18 protein-coding genes are annotated in these 16,535 nt (G+C 38.7%); 2 read left to right on the top strand and 16 right to left on the bottom strand.

Annotated features, from left to right (window positions below; genetic code table 11):
* Positions 1-80 precede the first annotated feature (80 nt).
* Positions 81-326, top strand: coding sequence for a hypothetical protein (locus tag ACJ004_RS21990; RefSeq protein ID WP_410895281.1), 246 nt, complete (start codon positions 81-83; stop codon positions 324-326).
* Here ACJ004_RS21990 and ACJ004_RS21985 read toward each other — a convergent pair.
* From ACJ004_RS21985 to ACJ004_RS21915, 15 genes are all read right to left on the bottom strand, one after another.
* On the bottom strand, positions 323-1,123 hold the full coding sequence (locus ACJ004_RS21985; protein ID WP_410895280.1) for a hypothetical protein: 801 nt from the start codon (positions 1,121-1,123) through the stop codon (positions 323-325). The two genes, ACJ004_RS21990 and ACJ004_RS21985, sit on opposite strands and share 4 nt — an antisense overlap.
* Complete coding sequence (locus tag ACJ004_RS21980; protein WP_410895279.1) at positions 1,120-2,241, bottom strand: cysteine protease StiP family protein; 1,122 nt, start codon at positions 2,239-2,241, stop codon at positions 1,120-1,122. Before ACJ004_RS21980 ends, ACJ004_RS21985 begins: the two co-directional genes overlap by 4 nt.
* Complete coding sequence (locus ACJ004_RS21975; protein WP_410895278.1) at positions 2,222-3,598, bottom strand: phosphoribosyltransferase family protein; 1,377 nt, start codon at positions 3,596-3,598, stop codon at positions 2,222-2,224. Before ACJ004_RS21975 ends, ACJ004_RS21980 begins: the two co-directional genes overlap by 20 nt.
* Positions 3,549-4,736, bottom strand: a complete 1,188-nt coding sequence (locus tag ACJ004_RS21970) for an HpcH/HpaI aldolase/citrate lyase family protein (RefSeq protein ID WP_410895277.1) — start codon at positions 4,734-4,736, stop codon at positions 3,549-3,551. The genes ACJ004_RS21975 and ACJ004_RS21970 overlap by 50 nt, the downstream gene beginning before the upstream one ends.
* Before the next feature lie 79 nt (positions 4,737-4,815).
* A complete protein-coding gene (locus ACJ004_RS21965; protein ID WP_410895276.1) occupies positions 4,816-5,598 on the bottom strand; it encodes a TerC family protein in 783 nt (260 codons plus the stop codon).
* A 121-nt stretch (positions 5,599-5,719) separates the two neighbouring features.
* Positions 5,720-6,301 carry a TerD family protein gene (locus ACJ004_RS21960; RefSeq protein ID WP_410895275.1) on the bottom strand — a complete coding sequence of 194 codons (582 nt, stop codon included), beginning with the start codon at positions 6,299-6,301 and terminating at the stop codon, positions 5,720-5,722.
* Positions 6,302-6,402: 101 nt separating this feature from the next.
* Positions 6,403-6,996 carry a YpjP family protein gene (locus tag ACJ004_RS21955; protein WP_410895274.1) on the bottom strand — a complete coding sequence of 198 codons (594 nt, stop codon included), beginning with the start codon at positions 6,994-6,996 and terminating at the stop codon, positions 6,403-6,405.
* A gap of 145 nt (positions 6,997-7,141) precedes the next feature.
* A complete protein-coding gene (locus ACJ004_RS21950; RefSeq protein WP_410895273.1) occupies positions 7,142-7,576 on the bottom strand; it encodes a BrxA/BrxB family bacilliredoxin in 435 nt (144 codons plus the stop codon).
* Positions 7,577-7,639: 63 nt separating this feature from the next.
* On the bottom strand, positions 7,640-8,773 hold the full coding sequence (locus ACJ004_RS21945; RefSeq protein WP_410895272.1) for a conserved virulence factor C family protein: 1,134 nt from the start codon (positions 8,771-8,773) through the stop codon (positions 7,640-7,642).
* A 10-nt stretch (positions 8,774-8,783) separates the two neighbouring features.
* Positions 8,784-10,673: an ABC-F family ATP-binding cassette domain-containing protein gene (locus ACJ004_RS21940; protein WP_410895271.1), complete on the bottom strand. Its 1,890-nt coding sequence runs from the start codon at positions 10,671-10,673 to the stop codon at positions 8,784-8,786.
* Complete coding sequence (locus ACJ004_RS21935) at positions 10,670-11,317, bottom strand: HD domain-containing protein (protein WP_410895270.1); 648 nt, start codon at positions 11,315-11,317, stop codon at positions 10,670-10,672. Before ACJ004_RS21935 ends, ACJ004_RS21940 begins: the two co-directional genes overlap by 4 nt.
* A gap of 76 nt (positions 11,318-11,393) precedes the next feature.
* Entirely contained in the window at positions 11,394-11,567 is a 174-nt protein-coding gene (locus ACJ004_RS21930) for a PIN domain-containing protein (protein WP_410895269.1), read from the bottom strand.
* 43 nt (positions 11,568-11,610) lie between these two features.
* Positions 11,611-12,459, bottom strand: a complete 849-nt coding sequence (locus ACJ004_RS21925) for a DegV family protein (protein ID WP_410895268.1) — start codon at positions 12,457-12,459, stop codon at positions 11,611-11,613.
* Between the two features lie 129 nt (positions 12,460-12,588).
* Complete coding sequence (locus ACJ004_RS21920) at positions 12,589-13,110, bottom strand: hypothetical protein (protein WP_410895267.1); 522 nt, start codon at positions 13,108-13,110, stop codon at positions 12,589-12,591.
* Between the two features lie 17 nt (positions 13,111-13,127).
* Positions 13,128-14,831 carry a formate--tetrahydrofolate ligase gene (locus ACJ004_RS21915; protein ID WP_410895266.1) on the bottom strand — a complete coding sequence of 568 codons (1,704 nt, stop codon included), beginning with the start codon at positions 14,829-14,831 and terminating at the stop codon, positions 13,128-13,130.
* 226 nt (positions 14,832-15,057) lie between these two features.
* Here ACJ004_RS21915 and metA point away from each other — a divergent pair, with 226 nt between their 5' ends.
* Positions 15,058-15,966, top strand: a complete 909-nt coding sequence (metA, locus tag ACJ004_RS21910) for a homoserine O-acetyltransferase MetA (RefSeq protein WP_410895265.1) — start codon at positions 15,058-15,060, stop codon at positions 15,964-15,966.
* A 364-nt stretch (positions 15,967-16,330) separates the two neighbouring features.
* Here metA and ACJ004_RS21905 read toward each other — a convergent pair whose 3' ends face one another.
* Positions 16,331-16,480 carry a hypothetical protein gene (locus tag ACJ004_RS21905; RefSeq protein WP_410893563.1) on the bottom strand — a complete coding sequence of 50 codons (150 nt, stop codon included), beginning with the start codon at positions 16,478-16,480 and terminating at the stop codon, positions 16,331-16,333.
* Positions 16,481-16,535: the final 55 nt, after the last annotated feature.

Below are 16,535 nucleotides of genomic sequence, written 5' to 3'. Positions count from 1 at the left end.
AATTAGACTTTCCTCATTTTTCACCTTTTTCCTTGTCCTTACATACTATTTGAGTACTCACACTAAAGTAGGTGACTCAAATGCGATTTTTATATAAGCGGCCGCGGATGGAACAAATACATGAAGAACTAAATACCGTTATGGATGTCATGGTTTCCGATGTCTTTGTTTATCTTGATTTATTTTTGTTCAGTTTAATCTTTACCTTTCTATTGTCCCCTGTATGGCATTCATTAGCCCTTTCGGTTCTCTTCTTTTTGGGTACGTACAGTCTATTTTCTAGCATTTACTTTTTTGTTTTTTCTCCAAAAAGTGAAAAGGATTAAACAGTAAGACGGAGCAGTTGAAGAAATTGATGGATAATCTCCTCCCCTGCACCAATACCCTTAGTTTTGGTAAGTGTATAATTAGTGGTGCCTGACACCCTTGCAAGCTCACCATGGGCCGGTACAAAACGATAGTGGCAGTTTTCCAGAAAGTCCCAATCTAGTACAGAGTCCCCTGCACCTGCCAATACTTCCTTTCCTTCTCGTTTTGAGATAAATTCAAGTGCGTCCCCTTTGCTAATCGCTCGTGGGATAAAGTAGAGCTTTCTCCCTTGAATGGAGATCCTCCATCCATTTAATATAGCCACTTCATTAATCGCTTTCCGATCAGAAGCAGGTGGAAGACTGGTTAAAATGAAATAGAAAAATAAATTCTCCGCCTGCTTCATTTGCCCATCAAATTGTAAACCTGCCTTTTTTAACTTAAAAAGCAGTTCTTCTTGGGTAACTGATTCATCTCTCATCCGATTCATAATATAGAGAGACCATTCTTCCATCAATTTCCCCTGATAAATTATATTGGCTCCATTAGAGGTGATTGCATACTTTAATGAAATATCCTTTTCAAAGATTTGAAAGCGGTTAAATTGCTCCGTAGTCCGTGTGGTAACTGGAATAAATAAACTAGACAAGGATAACTCTTTTAATGCCAAATAGGATGATTCTGTCATATAAGCAACCCAGTTATCATCTCTTTTTTCAACCGGTTTAAGGACGAGCTGATCATCAATCCCCAGTTCTTCAATTGCCCGTTTCGAATAAACCAATGTCCGGTCCAGGTCAGAAGCAAAAATCATGAGCTCCTCCCCTTAACCGATTTAATTAAGCCGCAGCATAAATATTTTAAATTCGGATACGGTACGACTTCTACACCCTTTTCTTCGGCCAGCATGAGAATATGTTTGACAAAGGGACTTGAAGGGTCGCGCATCAAGATCTTCCATGGAACTCTGCGAAGGAGCACTCTCGTTGTTTCTCCCACTCCTGGTTTAATATAATGAGGGCTTTCAATTCCAAATTCAGCTTGAATTCGCTTAACGTCCTCCATCCCTAAGAATCCCGTTTCAATTTTCTCGTGCATCATTTTACGAGCACCTTCAGCCCCTGCCTTTGAAATGTTAACAAATTCCATGCTTAATAAATCAATATAATCATTGGAAACATCCATTGGAATTAATTCTTGATAATACTTTGCCCCATGGAAATCATCCTTCCCGATATATTGATCATTTAACACTGTCCGGCTCACCAACCCAGATACTGTTGAATTAAGACAAGCACTTGGGATTAAAAAATCTTCTCTTGTTCCAAACAGTGTGGTACAGTAGCCAGGATCTGCAATCACTGCCAAAGTGTTATCAAGCGATATCCCGTATTTTTTTTGAAATTGGTGGCAGGCTTTGGTCAATTCTATCGAAATGGCCCCTTTACCGGTCCAGCCATCAACAAATTGAATGTCAGCTTTTGGGTGTCGGCTGATTATATATTGAAGCGCATTTTCATCAATCCCTCTATCTCGGATGATAGATACACTGTAATGCGGCAATAAGACATGGTAGTTCATGTATATATATCGTTTAATCAAGATCCCGACTGGTGTACCCGCACGAGCTAGTGATACGAGGACAGTCTTATCGCCTTTAGATTGATAGATTTGTTCAGCTACAATTCCAATACATAAAGCCACTTTTTGTTTGTATTTCTGTAAGGTCGACCAGAATAAATCCACGTAGGCTTTTGGAGGCTGGTACTCTATGGGTAAAGATTCACTATAATGAACACCTGATTGAACCTTCCTTTCGCGATTTTCGGTAGTATCCTCCAACGTAATATTACTTAAATCTTTTAATAAAAATTGCACATCCTCCGCCTTATAGCTTCCGATGCTTGCAGGTTTATTTTTTGTGATTTTCAACTTGTTCACCTCGATTTTCAGAAAAAAAGACCAGTCTAATCAACTTTATTTGTAATATTTCTAGTTCTTTCAGTATTGGCTGAAGATTCTCTAACTCTACTTTTCTTTCCAAGAAGATAAATATTTCATCGTAGAACCCTGGCGGGATGTTATAAACAAAGTGAGTAATCGATAAGTCTTCCGGATTTGGAAAGGACGAACCGTACCTTGCCCCGTAACCCAGTTTGTTTTCGATGAAGATGGGACTGCGAGTAGTTGATTGATAATAAACATCACTTCCCATTTCAGCAGCGAGTCTCATAGGAAGATACATAAACTCTCCCGTTCCTAGGCAAAGCGTTCTTTTTCCCGTTCTTTTTTGTTTTAAAGTCGAGGCAGCAGCAGAGGCATTCTGGTGAAGACAATTGTTCTCTGAACTGCTAAGGCCAAATCGACCGGTTTCTTTTATAAAAAAGGACTTATTAACTGAGTTATTCACTGAAAAGGGAGTAAGAGAAATAAATGGTGAAAGGTCGATGCATTCAATAGATGCCGTGACGCTCTCATTCCTTTCAACAACTGTTGTGCGGTTCTCTAGTTCTCGTATCTTCCCCACTTGTACAGTCCCAGTCACCAGACTTACAACATTAATTTTTATGTTTAATTCCTGTTCAAGTTGTTGAAATCTATTACGATTCTCTTCAGAACGCCAATCCAAAATGGAAACAATCGTATAATTACGCCTTGGGAAATTGCTATGAATGGATTCAATTATATTTAAGGCCGTTTTACCGGTGGTTAATTCATCATCAACAAGGATAATCTCTCGTTCATTCTGAATCATCTCCAACGGAATATAACAGCGGTGTGATGTTGCATGTGAATGCTCTTCTTCAAAGGTAATTTCTGGACTTACCTGAATGAGTTCTTCCCGAGTGGTGTGAAAGTATTCGGCAGATTGCAAGCAATCAAAGAAAGCATGCCCAAGGGCTGTGGCTGTTTCAGCGAAGCCAATCACTAATGGATTAATATACTCAGGAATAAAGGCCTTAATCCGGTATGATTCTTCACATCTAAACGCTGTTAATAGTTTCTTAGTTTCAAAACAATTGGTTTCCCTAACAGTTTCTAAATATCTCGCACCAAGGAGCGCAGCAGTCAGTAGTCCTTTATGGGGATTAATCGGTAAGTGTTTACCGAGCACTTTACTTACGAATAAGAATGAGCGCTTCTTATTTATCCGTGCCGCCATGGTAAATAACTCTTCTATCGGCAAATCATACGGATTTTCAGTGACTTCTATCTCGGTTTTAATTGAGTTTAAGATATTATACGTATACTTCTTTTTTAATAAGGTCAATGGTTGTGAATTCTTCATGCAGCACCCCGTACAACTGTGATTTTAAGATGGTTTTCTTAGCCCAATAATAATGAGGTTTGATCTCGTTCATTTTATTAGCAAAATTACTTTTCATGACGCCAATTTCCCCTGTTGCTGCATTTATGACATTACTTGCATCAATGAACTCTTCATAGGAAACAACATTGAGGGCTTGAACGACTTTGATATGCGAGGGATGGATAATCGTTTTTCCTGTTATTCCGTTTGCGATATCCATGAGAATTTCTTGGATTAAGCCATCCATATGTTCATCGATTAATTTGGCACGCCATTTCAGCCCTTCATCACCATACCGTTCTCGAAAAGGGGTTTGCCGTAACTGAGGTTTTAACATTCTTTTTTTCGCAGAAAAGTACTCCCAAACTGGGCCTGATACAACATAGGGACTATCAAAACGTTGAAAGACATTGATAATATCAGAAATGCAATCTCTCAAAACAGCTATATCATATACGGTTGTATCCGCACTCCGGCGTATTCCATATAATCCGCAAAAATCAGTAGCCCCAATCCGGACGTTTAAAATATGTTCCTTGTAGCGGTCAAGAAGAGCTTTTATGCTCATTAATTCTTCCATTCTCGTTTCTTTATGAATGACCTTTGCTGTTTCTAAGATGGGCATTGCATAAAATGGATGCTGCTTAGTATGTATTCGGCGCACTTCCATTAATAATTCTTCACCTGTCTCGGTGCTGAATTTGGGAAGTACCACTCCTGTAAGGAGGTTAATGGCATCCGCTAATTGTTCTTTAACTCGTTTAAACTGCTCCACATTCCGAATCCGGATAAACATGAGAGGAAGATCCAAATAGCTTAGAAAGCCCTTTTTTAATTCCGCATTTAACTTTAACAATTCATTGATGAGCATAGCTTCTGCATTGGTTAGCTCGTTATCACCGACAGCATCTTCTAAGTCGATGACAAGAGAAGTTAATCCTTCATGCTTCTTGGAGAGAATTTCTTGGTGAATATTTGGGCGTGTCGCTGGCATATAAAGTGTCGCACCTAAACCATAAGATAAAAGTTCACGGTTAGAATATTTAGTAAAAGTCTGAGGTTTTTGAAAGAAGAAGCGTTTAATTTCATCTTGGTAAAAATATGTAAAAAATTCCATAACCAATTTCTCCTCTTTTTAAAGCTAAAAAATAGGAGAGACGGACTCTCGTCAGCTCCCCTATTTAGTCAACCATTTATTATTGGTTTTCTTTGCTGGTTTCCTTTTTCTTATTCATAAAGTGAACAATAAAGGTAGCCCCAAATGTTACTGCTAGAATGATAAAGAAATGTAGAGATTCAATATGGATATTGAATAACGGTAAAGTTAGTGCCATCTTAATAGAAATGATTAGAATTAAGATATAAGCGGTGGTTTCAAGTTCTGGGATTCTGTCAATTAATGTAAGGAATACCCCAGCGACACCTCGCATCATTAATACGCCCAAGATACCGCCAACAAATAAAATCCATACTTGATTGCTGACTCCAAAGGCAGCAAGAACACTATCGACCGAGAAGGCAATATCCATTAATTCAACGGCAGCTACCGTTCCCCAGAAAGTACCGAATAAGCGAATTAACAAGCCTCCTTGGTTAATTCCTTTCGCTTCCTCTTCATCGCTGCCAGTATCGCCTTTACGCTTATCAATGAAATATTTAATTGCTAACCAGGCAAGATAGGCGGCCCCAAACGCTTTAATGGCCCAAAACTTAATTAAGTATACTCCGATTCCAATGGCGATAAATCGGAAAATATATGCCCCTAATAAACCATAGAACAAAGCTTTTTTGCGCTTTTTAGGTTCCAAGTGTTTAACCATAACAGCTAAAACAAGTGCATTATCGGCAGAAAGCAAACCTTCTAAAATAATAAGAGTTCCAATTAATCCCCAGCTAACTGGGTCTGATAATATCTTACCCCACATACTTAAATCAAAAAATTGTGCATATGTGTCAATTATATGATTCAAAACAGACATTAAAAAAATTCCTCCTAGAATAGAAAAGCGGAAGCGTCCCTAGGCGCTTTAGCTAGACATTTTTAAAACAAAGTTTTTGTAAAAAGACCCAGCATTAGGCTGGATCTTTTACAATTAACCATTAACCAATTTGTAAGCCAAAGTCAGTTGCAAGAGCAGCTAAACCGCCTTGATAACCGCTGCCGATAGCACTGAATTTCCATTCACCATTATGTCGGTACAATTCTCCGACAACAATGGCTGTTTCAATTGAGAAATCCTCACCTAAATCATAGCGAATTAATTCTTCACCGTTAGCTTCATTGTAAATTCGGACATAAGCATTTGATACCTGTCCAAAATTTTGATTTCTGCTATCTGCTTCATGAATTGTAATGGTAAAAGCAATTCGCTGAATATTGGCAGGAATAGTAGTTAGACTTACTTTTACGCCTTCATCATCACCATCACCAGCACCTGTGCGATTATCCCCCGTATGTACAACAGCACCATTTGCCCCTTGAGGATTATTATAGAAAATAAAGTCAGTTTCATTCGTTACTTTGCCATTTTCCCCCAATAAGAAAATAGATGAATCTAAGTCAAAGTCATTTCCACCATCATATTTGTTAGTGTCCCATCCAAGTCCAACCACAACGTTAGTTAATCCTGGATTAGTTTTTGTTAAATCCACTTTTTGCCCTTTTGATAAACTTACTGCCATTTTTCATTCCTCCATTTTAGGTAATAGTCTATATACGAGTTTGTCATAAAAAGGTTTCAATTATTATAATAAATTTTTTTTGTACCTAATAGCAAATCACTCTAACTCATCCATTTGGGTGGTGTATTTTTGGCCCAATAAATGGACCCTAATTCATGATGGTTCTGGAAATCATCATGATAGGTATGATAATGAAAATTAAACCAGTAGCCTGCTTGCGGAGGATTATCCCGTCTCACATGAAAACGAAGGACATCTTTCCCGATTCCTCGATTATTAATATTAAATATTTTTTCAGAATGACCGGTTCCAGGCTGCTCTGTAATGGTGAGATTTTTTAGATCTTCTTCAGGAAATTGGACAGCCATTTCCTCAAGGGCTTTTTCGATGTTCGGCAAAATAATTTCCCTGAATTCATTTTCGATAACAGGTTTTATTTTAGTACCAAATTTCTGATAAGACTGAACTTCTGCTTGTTTCAAAAGTTCCTCTAAAAATTTTTCTTTATTAAACTCCGTTTCTTGCTCAAAGGTATTCGATTGTCCAAAGGCGATTTCTGTGTTTGGCGCTTCAAACGCATCATGATCGTTTAGATTCTTAGCGTTTACTTGGTCTATTAAATGTGTTGGCGTAACGAGACCAAAAGTTAAAACAGTTACTAGTACAAATAACGTTTTTCGAATCCAATTGTTCATCATTAATCACCTTATTCTTCATCTATTTTCTACTATTTTCTGAAATTAGTTATTATAGAAAATATTATACTTCTTTTTACGAGGAATTGGAAAATATTCCGTCCTACCCAGCAATTAAAAAAAAGGATGTCGGCTGACATCCTAATTAACAATGGGCTTCAAAGGCCCCAAGTAAATTATGCATTACTGATTCCATTGGCATTCCTTCAATATCATGTCTCGGAATAAAATGAACGACTTTTTTATCCTTTAATAATGCCATTGATGGTGATGATGGTTCAATTCCTTCAAAATACTCACGCATTTTTGCTGTTGCTTCTTTATCTTGTCCAGCAAAAACGGTTACTAGATGGTTGGGCTTTTTCTCGCTATTTAGGACAGCTTGCGTTGCAGCGGGACGAGCTAACCCAGCAGCACATCCGCACACGGAATTGACGACAACAAGTGTTGTTCCGCTCACATTTTCGATAAATTGTTCTACATCTTGTGCAGTAGCAAGTTCTTCAAATCCTGCTCTTGTTAATTCTTCCCGCATCGGTAAAACCATTTGTTTCATATATTCTTCATATGCATTTGACATTTACAATCACTCCGTTTCAAGAATCATCATGTTTAGAATACCTAATCTATTAGGTATTTGCAATTATTCGGTGGTCTTCCTAGCCTCCGTCATTTGCTTCCAAACAGAACCTTTAGCCTCTGTGCCGCCTTCAATTCTTTCAATGGCCATTTTTATTTGCAAACTGACTTCAAATTCAGAATCATTCTCAGCAGCCTTTAAAGCCGGAAGGGCCTTTTCATCGCCTGCTTCATATAGAAACATAGCTGCCCGCCAGCGAACTAACTTGCTCTTATCCTGCAAGGCCTTCATCATTTCGTCGGCTGCCTCAGGAAATCCCAAATCAGATAGACAATCACCTGCGGTCCTTCGAACGGTCACAGTTTTATCCTTTAGTGCCTTATAAAGTAACGGGAGTACTTCCTTCTCCTTGATCATCCCGAGATACACAGTGGCAAGCCTTCTAATCGAAGCCTTTTCATCTGATAAGGCTTTTTTAAGGACAGGTAAATCCGCTAGCTCTGGGTCATCCATTTGTTCGAGGACCTGATAGCGAATCTGCCAATCGGGATTCTGTAAATCTGCGAGCGTTACTTTTTTGCGAACCACACTCATTTTTTGCTCTGATGCAGAATCAGTTGATTGGGCTTTTGCAACCAATTCTTCGAGTCGTTCCTGTGGATAGGCGGCAATCAGTTCGTCAACAACCTCTTGGCCAACCTGTCCAAAATCACCGTAGCGGACGCCTTGATTCTGCCATTTTCTGAGTAAAAGATAGTGATCATTAGGAAGCTGCGCCCTCTCTCTTGCCTTTAAAAAGGATTCTGGCATTCCAAACCGTCTCTCAGTCGTACCATCGGTAAGCTTTACTTGAAGCGGTATATCTTTAAATATTTGGATTTCAACCTTAATTTCACCAAAATGTTCATCGATTGGTTTGGTTTTGGCAACTTCGGCCGCTTTTTCTCCAAATGCCTGGCGTACTTGTGGCAGTAATTCTTTCCAATCGTATTTCGCATTCCGTTCAACAGCAAGAAAATCGGCTACATGGTACACACCTTTTATGCCCTCTATTTGAAGGATAGCTTGAATCACAACAGGTGCAACTGCAGCTGTTTCCTTCTTATAATTATAGCTTTTCCCCATGGGAAGTTCTTCATCTAAATTGATTTTCATTGTATTTGGGCTTGGCGTTGGTTCAATTGCCTTAATTCTCATTGATCTCACCTTATTCCTTTTCCGCAAGCTCTGCTAAATATGACCAGCGCTCGATTAAATACTCGAGCTTTTCATTTAATTCTGTTTCCTGCTTCATTAAGTCCTGAGCTTTAGTAAAATCACTCCCGGTCTTCGCCATTTCGGAAGCTATTTCTTCTAAGCGGGTTTCAGTTTTTTCAATGTCCTCATCAATTGATTCCCATTCTTTTTTCTCAGCATAGGTCATTCGTTTCTTTTTTTCTTTCTCGTTTGATTTGGTTGGCTTGACCGTAACTGTAACCGTTTTTTGCGCTTCTAGAGCCGATTCCTTTTCAAGAAACTCGGTATAATTTCCATAGAAAGAATCAATCGCCCCTTCTCCTTGGAGAACGAGAAGCTCTTCGGCCACCTTATCCAAGAAATAGCGGTCATGGGAAACAGTAATCACTACTCCAGGGAAATCTTCTAAATAATCTTCCAGAACGGTCAATGTTTGTGTATCCAGGTCATTGGTTGGTTCGTCCAACAAGAGCACATTTGGTGCGGTCATCAAAATTTTCAACAAATATAAACGTCGTTTTTCTCCGCCTGACAGCTTTCGAATCGGTGTGCCGTGCGAAAACGGAGGAAATAGAAAGCGTTCAAGCATTTGCGCTGCTGAGATTGTTTTTCCATCCGATGTATTAACAACTTCGGCCGTTTCTTTAATGTATTCAATCATCCGCTTATTTTCATCCATATCTTCGCTTTCCTGAGTATAATAAGCGATTTTCACCGTTTGCCCCATAATGAACTCACCTTCATCAAGCGGAATCTGTTTGGCCAGGATATTTAAAAGGGTTGATTTTCCCGTCCCATTTTTACCGATAATACCAATCCGATCACCAGGCTTCACAAGCAAATCAAAGTGATTTAAAATCGTTCTTGCTTCGAATCGCTTGGAAGCGTCCTTCAGTTCAAATACCTGTTTACCAAGCCGGCTGCCATTTAAAGAAATATCCAGTTTTTCAGAGGTTGGCTTCCCACTAGCAACCTTCTCATCAAGCTCATCAAATCGTTGAATTCTAGCCTTTTGTTTGGTTGTTCTGGCTTTTGCACCGCGTCTGATCCACTCTAATTCTCTTCTGAAAAGGTTTTTTCTTTTTTCAAAAGTCGCTGCTTCATTCTCTTCACGAATCGCTTTTGCTTCTAAAAAGGCCGCATAATTGCCTTTATAGCTGTAAACTTGCCCGCCATCGAGTTCAAACATTCGATTAGCTACTCGATCGAGAAAGTAACGGTCATGGGTGACTAGTAGAATCGAGCCACTATATCTGCTCAAGTAATCTTCTAACCACTTCACCGAATCAAAATCAAGATGGTTTGTTGGTTCGTCTAAAATAAGTAAATCGGGCTCAGCTATCAAAACTTGCGCTAAGGCAACACGTTTCTTCTGCCCACCGGACATCTCACCGATTCTTTTTGTGAAATCTTCAATTCCTAATTTCATTAATATCGATTTGGCATTCGTACTCGCATCCCAAGCATTTAGCGCATCCATCTGCTTTTGCAATTGAAAAAGTTCATCTTGGATTTTTAATTCATTTGGGGAAATAGAAAGATCCAATAAAGTTTTTTCATAGGAGCGCATTAGTTTTAAAATGGGGGCTTCGCCATGGAAGACCTGTTCTAGGACCGTTTTATCCCCATCTAATTCTGGCTGCTGGTTTAAAAACGCGATTGAATAGTCTTTACTAGTGATTAATTTGCCTTCGTCTGGTGTGTCGAGTCCAGCAATTATTTTTAATAAGGATGATTTACCGGTCCCATTGATTCCAATTAACCCCACACGCTCTTTTTCGCCGATCGTGAAGGATATAGAGTTAAAGAGTTGTTTATCCCCATATGTTTTCGAAACATTTTCAACTGTGAGCATTTTCATTCTTGTCCATCCCATTCTTGGTAAAATTGTTCTAAAAATGTGACCATCATTTGCTGACGGCTTTCTGCCATTTTTCGAGCAGTCTCGGTATTAAGCAAGTCTTTCAATTTAAGTAATTTTTCATAAAAATGATGAATGCTTGTTGATTTACCCTTTCGATATTCCTCTACGGTCATTTCTTCTCTTACTTTAATGCTTGGATCGTAGATGGCCTGTCCTTTCTTGCCACCATATGCAAACACCCTTGCAATCCCGATTGCTCCTATCGCATCTAATCGGTCTGCATCCTGAACAATTTTCGCTTCAATCGTTGCAAGCGTTGTATGTTGTCCACCTTTAAAGGAAATCGTTGCGATAATTTGTTTGATATGGGTTTTATCGTGATCAGTCAGCGGGATGGTTTGTAAAAACGTTTCTAGTTTTACTTCCCCTTTTTCGCTGCTTTCATTTAACTTTTCATCTGATATGTCATGGAGAAGGGCCGCCATTTCAATTATAAACGGATCTCCTGCCTTTTCTTCCTTGCAAATATGTAGGGCATTTCTTCGGACACGATCAACATGGAACCAATCATGGCCTGTGGCATCTTCCCCTAATTCGTTACGTACATAAACTTTTGTTTGTTCTATCATCTGATTCTTCATTATTTCCGCACACCCACTTTCATCCTTGCTATTTTATCATGAAAAACCAACAAAAAATAACCCCGAATGCTCGGGATTATTTTTTGTTGGCTTGACGTCCACTTTTTTTCTGGCTTTGAGACTTGCTATTACCAATCTGAAACTCGCTGCCAAGTTCAATATCATTTCTTTTGTCTTGTTTTTCAATTTGCTCTCTTGTTTGGTTCGGATTTTGTCTACCTTGCTTACTAATAGTGCATCTTCCTCTCATCTAAATTCAAATGCAATGTTAGTATGCTCAGTACGATATTAAGTTATTTCAATTCATTGTGCCAGCTGACACCGAGTGTATTTTCACCTGCGTGAACCCCGATTACCGCACCAAGTGGGCAGCAGATAATCTCTAGCTCCGGAAATTCCTTTCTTAATTCATTCTTCCAATTAGCAGCTGGTTCCTCGTGCAAGCCATATAAAATATATACTTCTTTAAAATGATGTTGCTCGTACGACGATCGTAAATAATCCAATATTTTCTCTTTCGCTTTTTTCTCACTTCTTGCTTTTTCCTTTACACTCAATGCTCCGTCTACGATAGAAATAATGGGTTTAACATTAAGCATACTGCCAAGGAAGAATTGCACACCGGACATCCTTCCACTTCGGTGGAGTTGTTCTAAACTGCCGATAAGCACATAGGTCTCGTTCGTCTTCTTAATCCTTTCAAGTTGGTCGATGACCGATTCAAGATTAGCCCCACCCTCTAGTAATGATATTCCCTCTTTAAGTAATGCCGTCATTGGATAGGTAAGAATATTAGAATCAAACGTGATAACTGGAATATCAACAAGTTTTGCAGCTTGTTCACTGGAGGAGACTGTACCACTTAATTTTCCTGATAAAAGAATGGCAACCACTTGGTCATATTCTTTAGATAGTTGTTCGAATAATGCTTGAAATGCACCAATGGAAGGTTGTGATGTTTTTGGAGGATTTTTAAGTTGCTTTAATCGCTCGAATAATTGAGCAGAGGTTAAGTCAATCCCATCTGAAAATTCATCACCATCTAGTAAAATTGTTAGTGGAATCGTATATAAATCTGGATGATTTCTTAATTCTTCATCTAAATAGGCAGTACTATCTGTGACCCAAGCCGTTTTGACCAACGTCATCTCCCCTTTATATTAAAAATTCTACAAGTTTGTAAATTCATCGTACATAAAAATTAGAATATTGTAAATATTATAAAAGCGCTTACAAAACCAGCTTTCGATGAAAAAGCTGGTTTTGTTTGATTAGTTAATTTTCTCGCTAAGTTTCTTGAGTGTTGTGATGATAAACTCCGCCATTTCAACTAAATCATCCATTTGGTCTTCTCCGATTAATCGATCAAATTCAACCGTCATGACATGAGTATGATTTTTTTCAATTTTAAGCGGGTCATACTGAATGGTTTGAGTAATTTTTCTCGTGGCCCCCCAAACATTCATTAGAATGGTTTCAACTGCTTCAAAGTCAATATTTAAGTCTTCATGTTCTGTAAAAAATTGAAGGTTCAAATGACAACCTGCATTCTTCTCTGAGAGTAAAGCTGGCAGAAGCTCAGCACCTAGATTAACAAGGTTTGATGTCATTTCGATTTTCGCTGTAACCTTTTTATGAGGCAATTGAAAAGAAACGTCAAATTTCCGAGCCATTTTAGCCATGTTCATAAAGTCGTTGCGATCGGTAATCACAATCTCACCACAAATATCCAAGTCATAAAGTGCCCCTTCAACTACTACTTTCATATTATCGAAGGCTGTTGGATCAAACATTTACCATTACTCTCCTCTTAGAATAGCCCGATTGCATTTCCGTTTTCATCTACATCCATATTTAAGGCTGCTGGCTTTTTCGGCAGACCCGGCATTGTCATGACATCTCCGGTTAAGACGACAATAAATCCTGCACCGATAGATGGTTTAAATTCCCTGACCGTCACACTGAAATCCGATGGTCTTCCTAATTTTGATGGGTCATCCGACAACGAATATTGGGATTTCGCCATACAAACGGCCAAATTAGACCAGCCGAACTTTTCAAAATCAATTAATTGTTTTTTTGCTTTTGATGAAAATTCTACATCGTTTCCACCATACACTTTTTGAACAATCGTTCTAACTTTCTTCTCGATGGAATCCGATAAGTCGTATAGCGGCTTAAAGTTGTTTTCTTTTTTGTCCATTAAATCTAAAAGCGTGTTAGCAAGATCGATACCGCCTGCTCCGCCTTTTTCCCACACCTCGGTTAAGGCAACTGGCACATTCTCTCTTTGACACCATTCTAGTAATGTTGTTACCTCAAGTTCGGTATCGGTAATGAATTTATTTATCGCAACAACAACGGGTAATCCAAAGCTCTGAATTGTCTCGATGTGTTTCTTTAGATTTGCAAATCCTAGAGTTAAAGACGGAATATTCTCATGAGCTAACTCACTTTTCGCTACACCACCATGCATTTTCAAGGCACGAATCGTCGCAACAATGACAACAGCTTCTGGTTTAATCCCTGCGCTTCTCGATTTAATATGTAAAAATTTCTCAGCACCCAAATCAGCACCAAAACCTGCTTCTGTAATGACATAATCCGCTAATTTAGCCGCTGTTGTTGTAGCAATTACACTATTACATCCATGGGCAATATTCGCAAACGGACCGCCGTGAATAAGAGCTGGCGTATGTTCAATGGTTTGAACAAGGTTAGGTTTAACCGCTTCTTTTAACAATAATGTTAATGCGCCTTCCACCCCTAAGTCACCGACCGTAACCGGCTCCTTATTAAAATTATAAGCAACGACCATCCGTGATAATCGTAATTTTAAATCCTTTAAGTCTGTTGCTAAGCATAAAACAGCCATAATTTCCGATGCTACTGTAATATCAAAGCCATCTTCCCTCGGCACCCCTTGAAGTGGACCGCCCAGACCAATGATCACTTTTCTTAAGGCACGATCATTTAGATCTAGCGCTCGTTTCCAGACAATTCTGCGTTGATCGATGTTAAGTTCGTTTCCTTGTTGGAGATGATTATCGATTAATGCTGCGAGGGCATTGTTTGCAGTTGTAATCGCATGAATATCTCCAGTAAAGTGTAGGTTGATGTCTTCCATTGGCAGAACTTGAGAGTACCCGCCGCCAGTCGCTCCGCCTTTAATCCCCATTGTTGGTCCTAGGGAAGGCTCTCTGATTGCAATCATGGTTCTTTTACCTATCTGATTAAACGCATCAGCCAGCCCAACGGTCACAGTTGATTTTCCTTCTCCTGCTGGTGTTGGATTAATGGAAGTAACAAGAATAATTTTCCCGCTTGTTTTTGTTTTGAGTTTAGCAAGAGTTTCATTTGAAATCTTTGCTTTGTATTTTCCAAAGAGTTCTAAATCATCCTCTTCCAAACCAATTTTTTTGGCGATTTCAACAATTGGCTTCATTTTTGATTCTTGGGCAATTTCAATGTCTGACTTCACTGTTGTTTTTAATACCACCTTTATCCCCCGCATTCTGCATATAGAATTAGACCTACGTTATCATTGTATCAAATAGGCGCATTCAATCCGATATTTAAATATGAATAAATTATTATCTTTTCTGAAATTACAATAATGTTTATAATATAATTATTAAATATTTTAAATATTCATTGACTTATTGTCGTAGGTAGTTATATTAATGGATGTAGTCATTATAAAAACGCCTTAAATTAAACCTGATAAAGGGGATGGTCACTTGCCAATTAACATTCCAAAACTCCTTCCAGCAAGGGAAATTCTTGAAACAGAAAATGTCTTCATCATGGACAATGAACGTGCGATTGCTCAGGACATCAGACCATTAAATATCCTCATTCTAAATTTAATGCCTGAAAAAGAGAAAGCGGAGACACAGCTTTTACGAGTATTAGGAAATTCGCCTTTACAAGTTAATGTTAATTTTTTAAAAACGAATTCTTATGAATCGACCCATACAAGTAAACAGCATCTCGAACAGTTTTATACTACCTTTTCCCAAGTGAAAAACCTAAAATTTGACGGGATGATTATTACTGGTGCTCCTGTGGAGCTCTTAGAATTTGATCAAGTAAAATATTGGGCGGAGTTAACAGAAATTATGGACTGGGCTAATGAAAATGTTACTTCGACCTTACATATTTGCTGGGGAGCACAAGCGGCACTTAATTATCATTATGATATTAACAAATTTGAATTACAGCGAAAATGCTCAGGCATTTATGCCCACCGGATTTTTGAACAAAATGATATTTTGCTCCGTGGTTTTGATGACCAGTTTTATGCGCCTCATTCTCGTTATACAGATATATCGATTGAAGCTATTAAGGAACATCCAGAATTAAAATTACTTGCTGCTTCAGAGGAAGCAGGAGCATTATTAATTGCATCAAGAGACAGAAGGCATGTTATGATTACCGGGCATTTGGAATATGAATCAGATTCGCTCGCACAGGAGTACGAAAGGGATTTGAATAAGGGTCTTGAAATTCATATACCAGAGAACTACTTTCCAAATAATGATCCAACCCAACCTCCAATCAACCGCTGGCGATCACATGGCCACTTATTCTTTTCAAACTGGCTCAATTATTATGTTTACCAAGAGACTCCTTTTTATTGGGGTTGAAATTAAGCATCGGATCGTATCCGATGCTCAGATTGTCGAGAAAGGGTATTTTTCTCGGCAATTTTTTTTTGTCAAAATTTAAATACTAAATTTATTGATTATCCCTGCAAATGGGCCTGTTGATTTCCGCTCCGGGCACTCGCTTTCCGCGGGGAGGTCCTGGAGCCTCCTCGGCGCTTTGGCGCCTGCGGGGTCTCCAGTGACCTCTCTATCCCGCAGGAGTCGAGTGCCCTCCGCTCCAATCAACAGGGAGGCAAATCAACCTAAAATATTGCAACACACTTTTTCTATCCTTGCTAAGTGTGTCACAATCTTTTTTTATTTTGGCAGGCTGCAGTAAGAATAGCCTGTTCGCTCACATTCTTCAATCGCTTTGATAAGGACGGACCTTCTCAAGAAGAAACGAAAAATCAATATATTTATCAATCAAACGAAGAAGATGGACATCAGGTACCCATTCATCAATAGATACAAATTCATATTCACTTTGGCTAGACTCTTTTGGCTTAAACATTGATTTCACCACTTATTTTTATTATTTATAAGTTGAGTTGAAGGTCTTTATTAAC

The sequence above is a fragment of the Neobacillus sp. 204 genome (assembly GCF_046562815.1).
Taxonomy (GTDB): domain Bacteria; phylum Bacillota; class Bacilli; order Bacillales; family Cytobacillaceae; genus Neobacillus.
The sequence above is the reverse complement of the archived record's forward strand: the minus strand, read 5'-3'. Positions and strand labels throughout refer to the sequence as shown.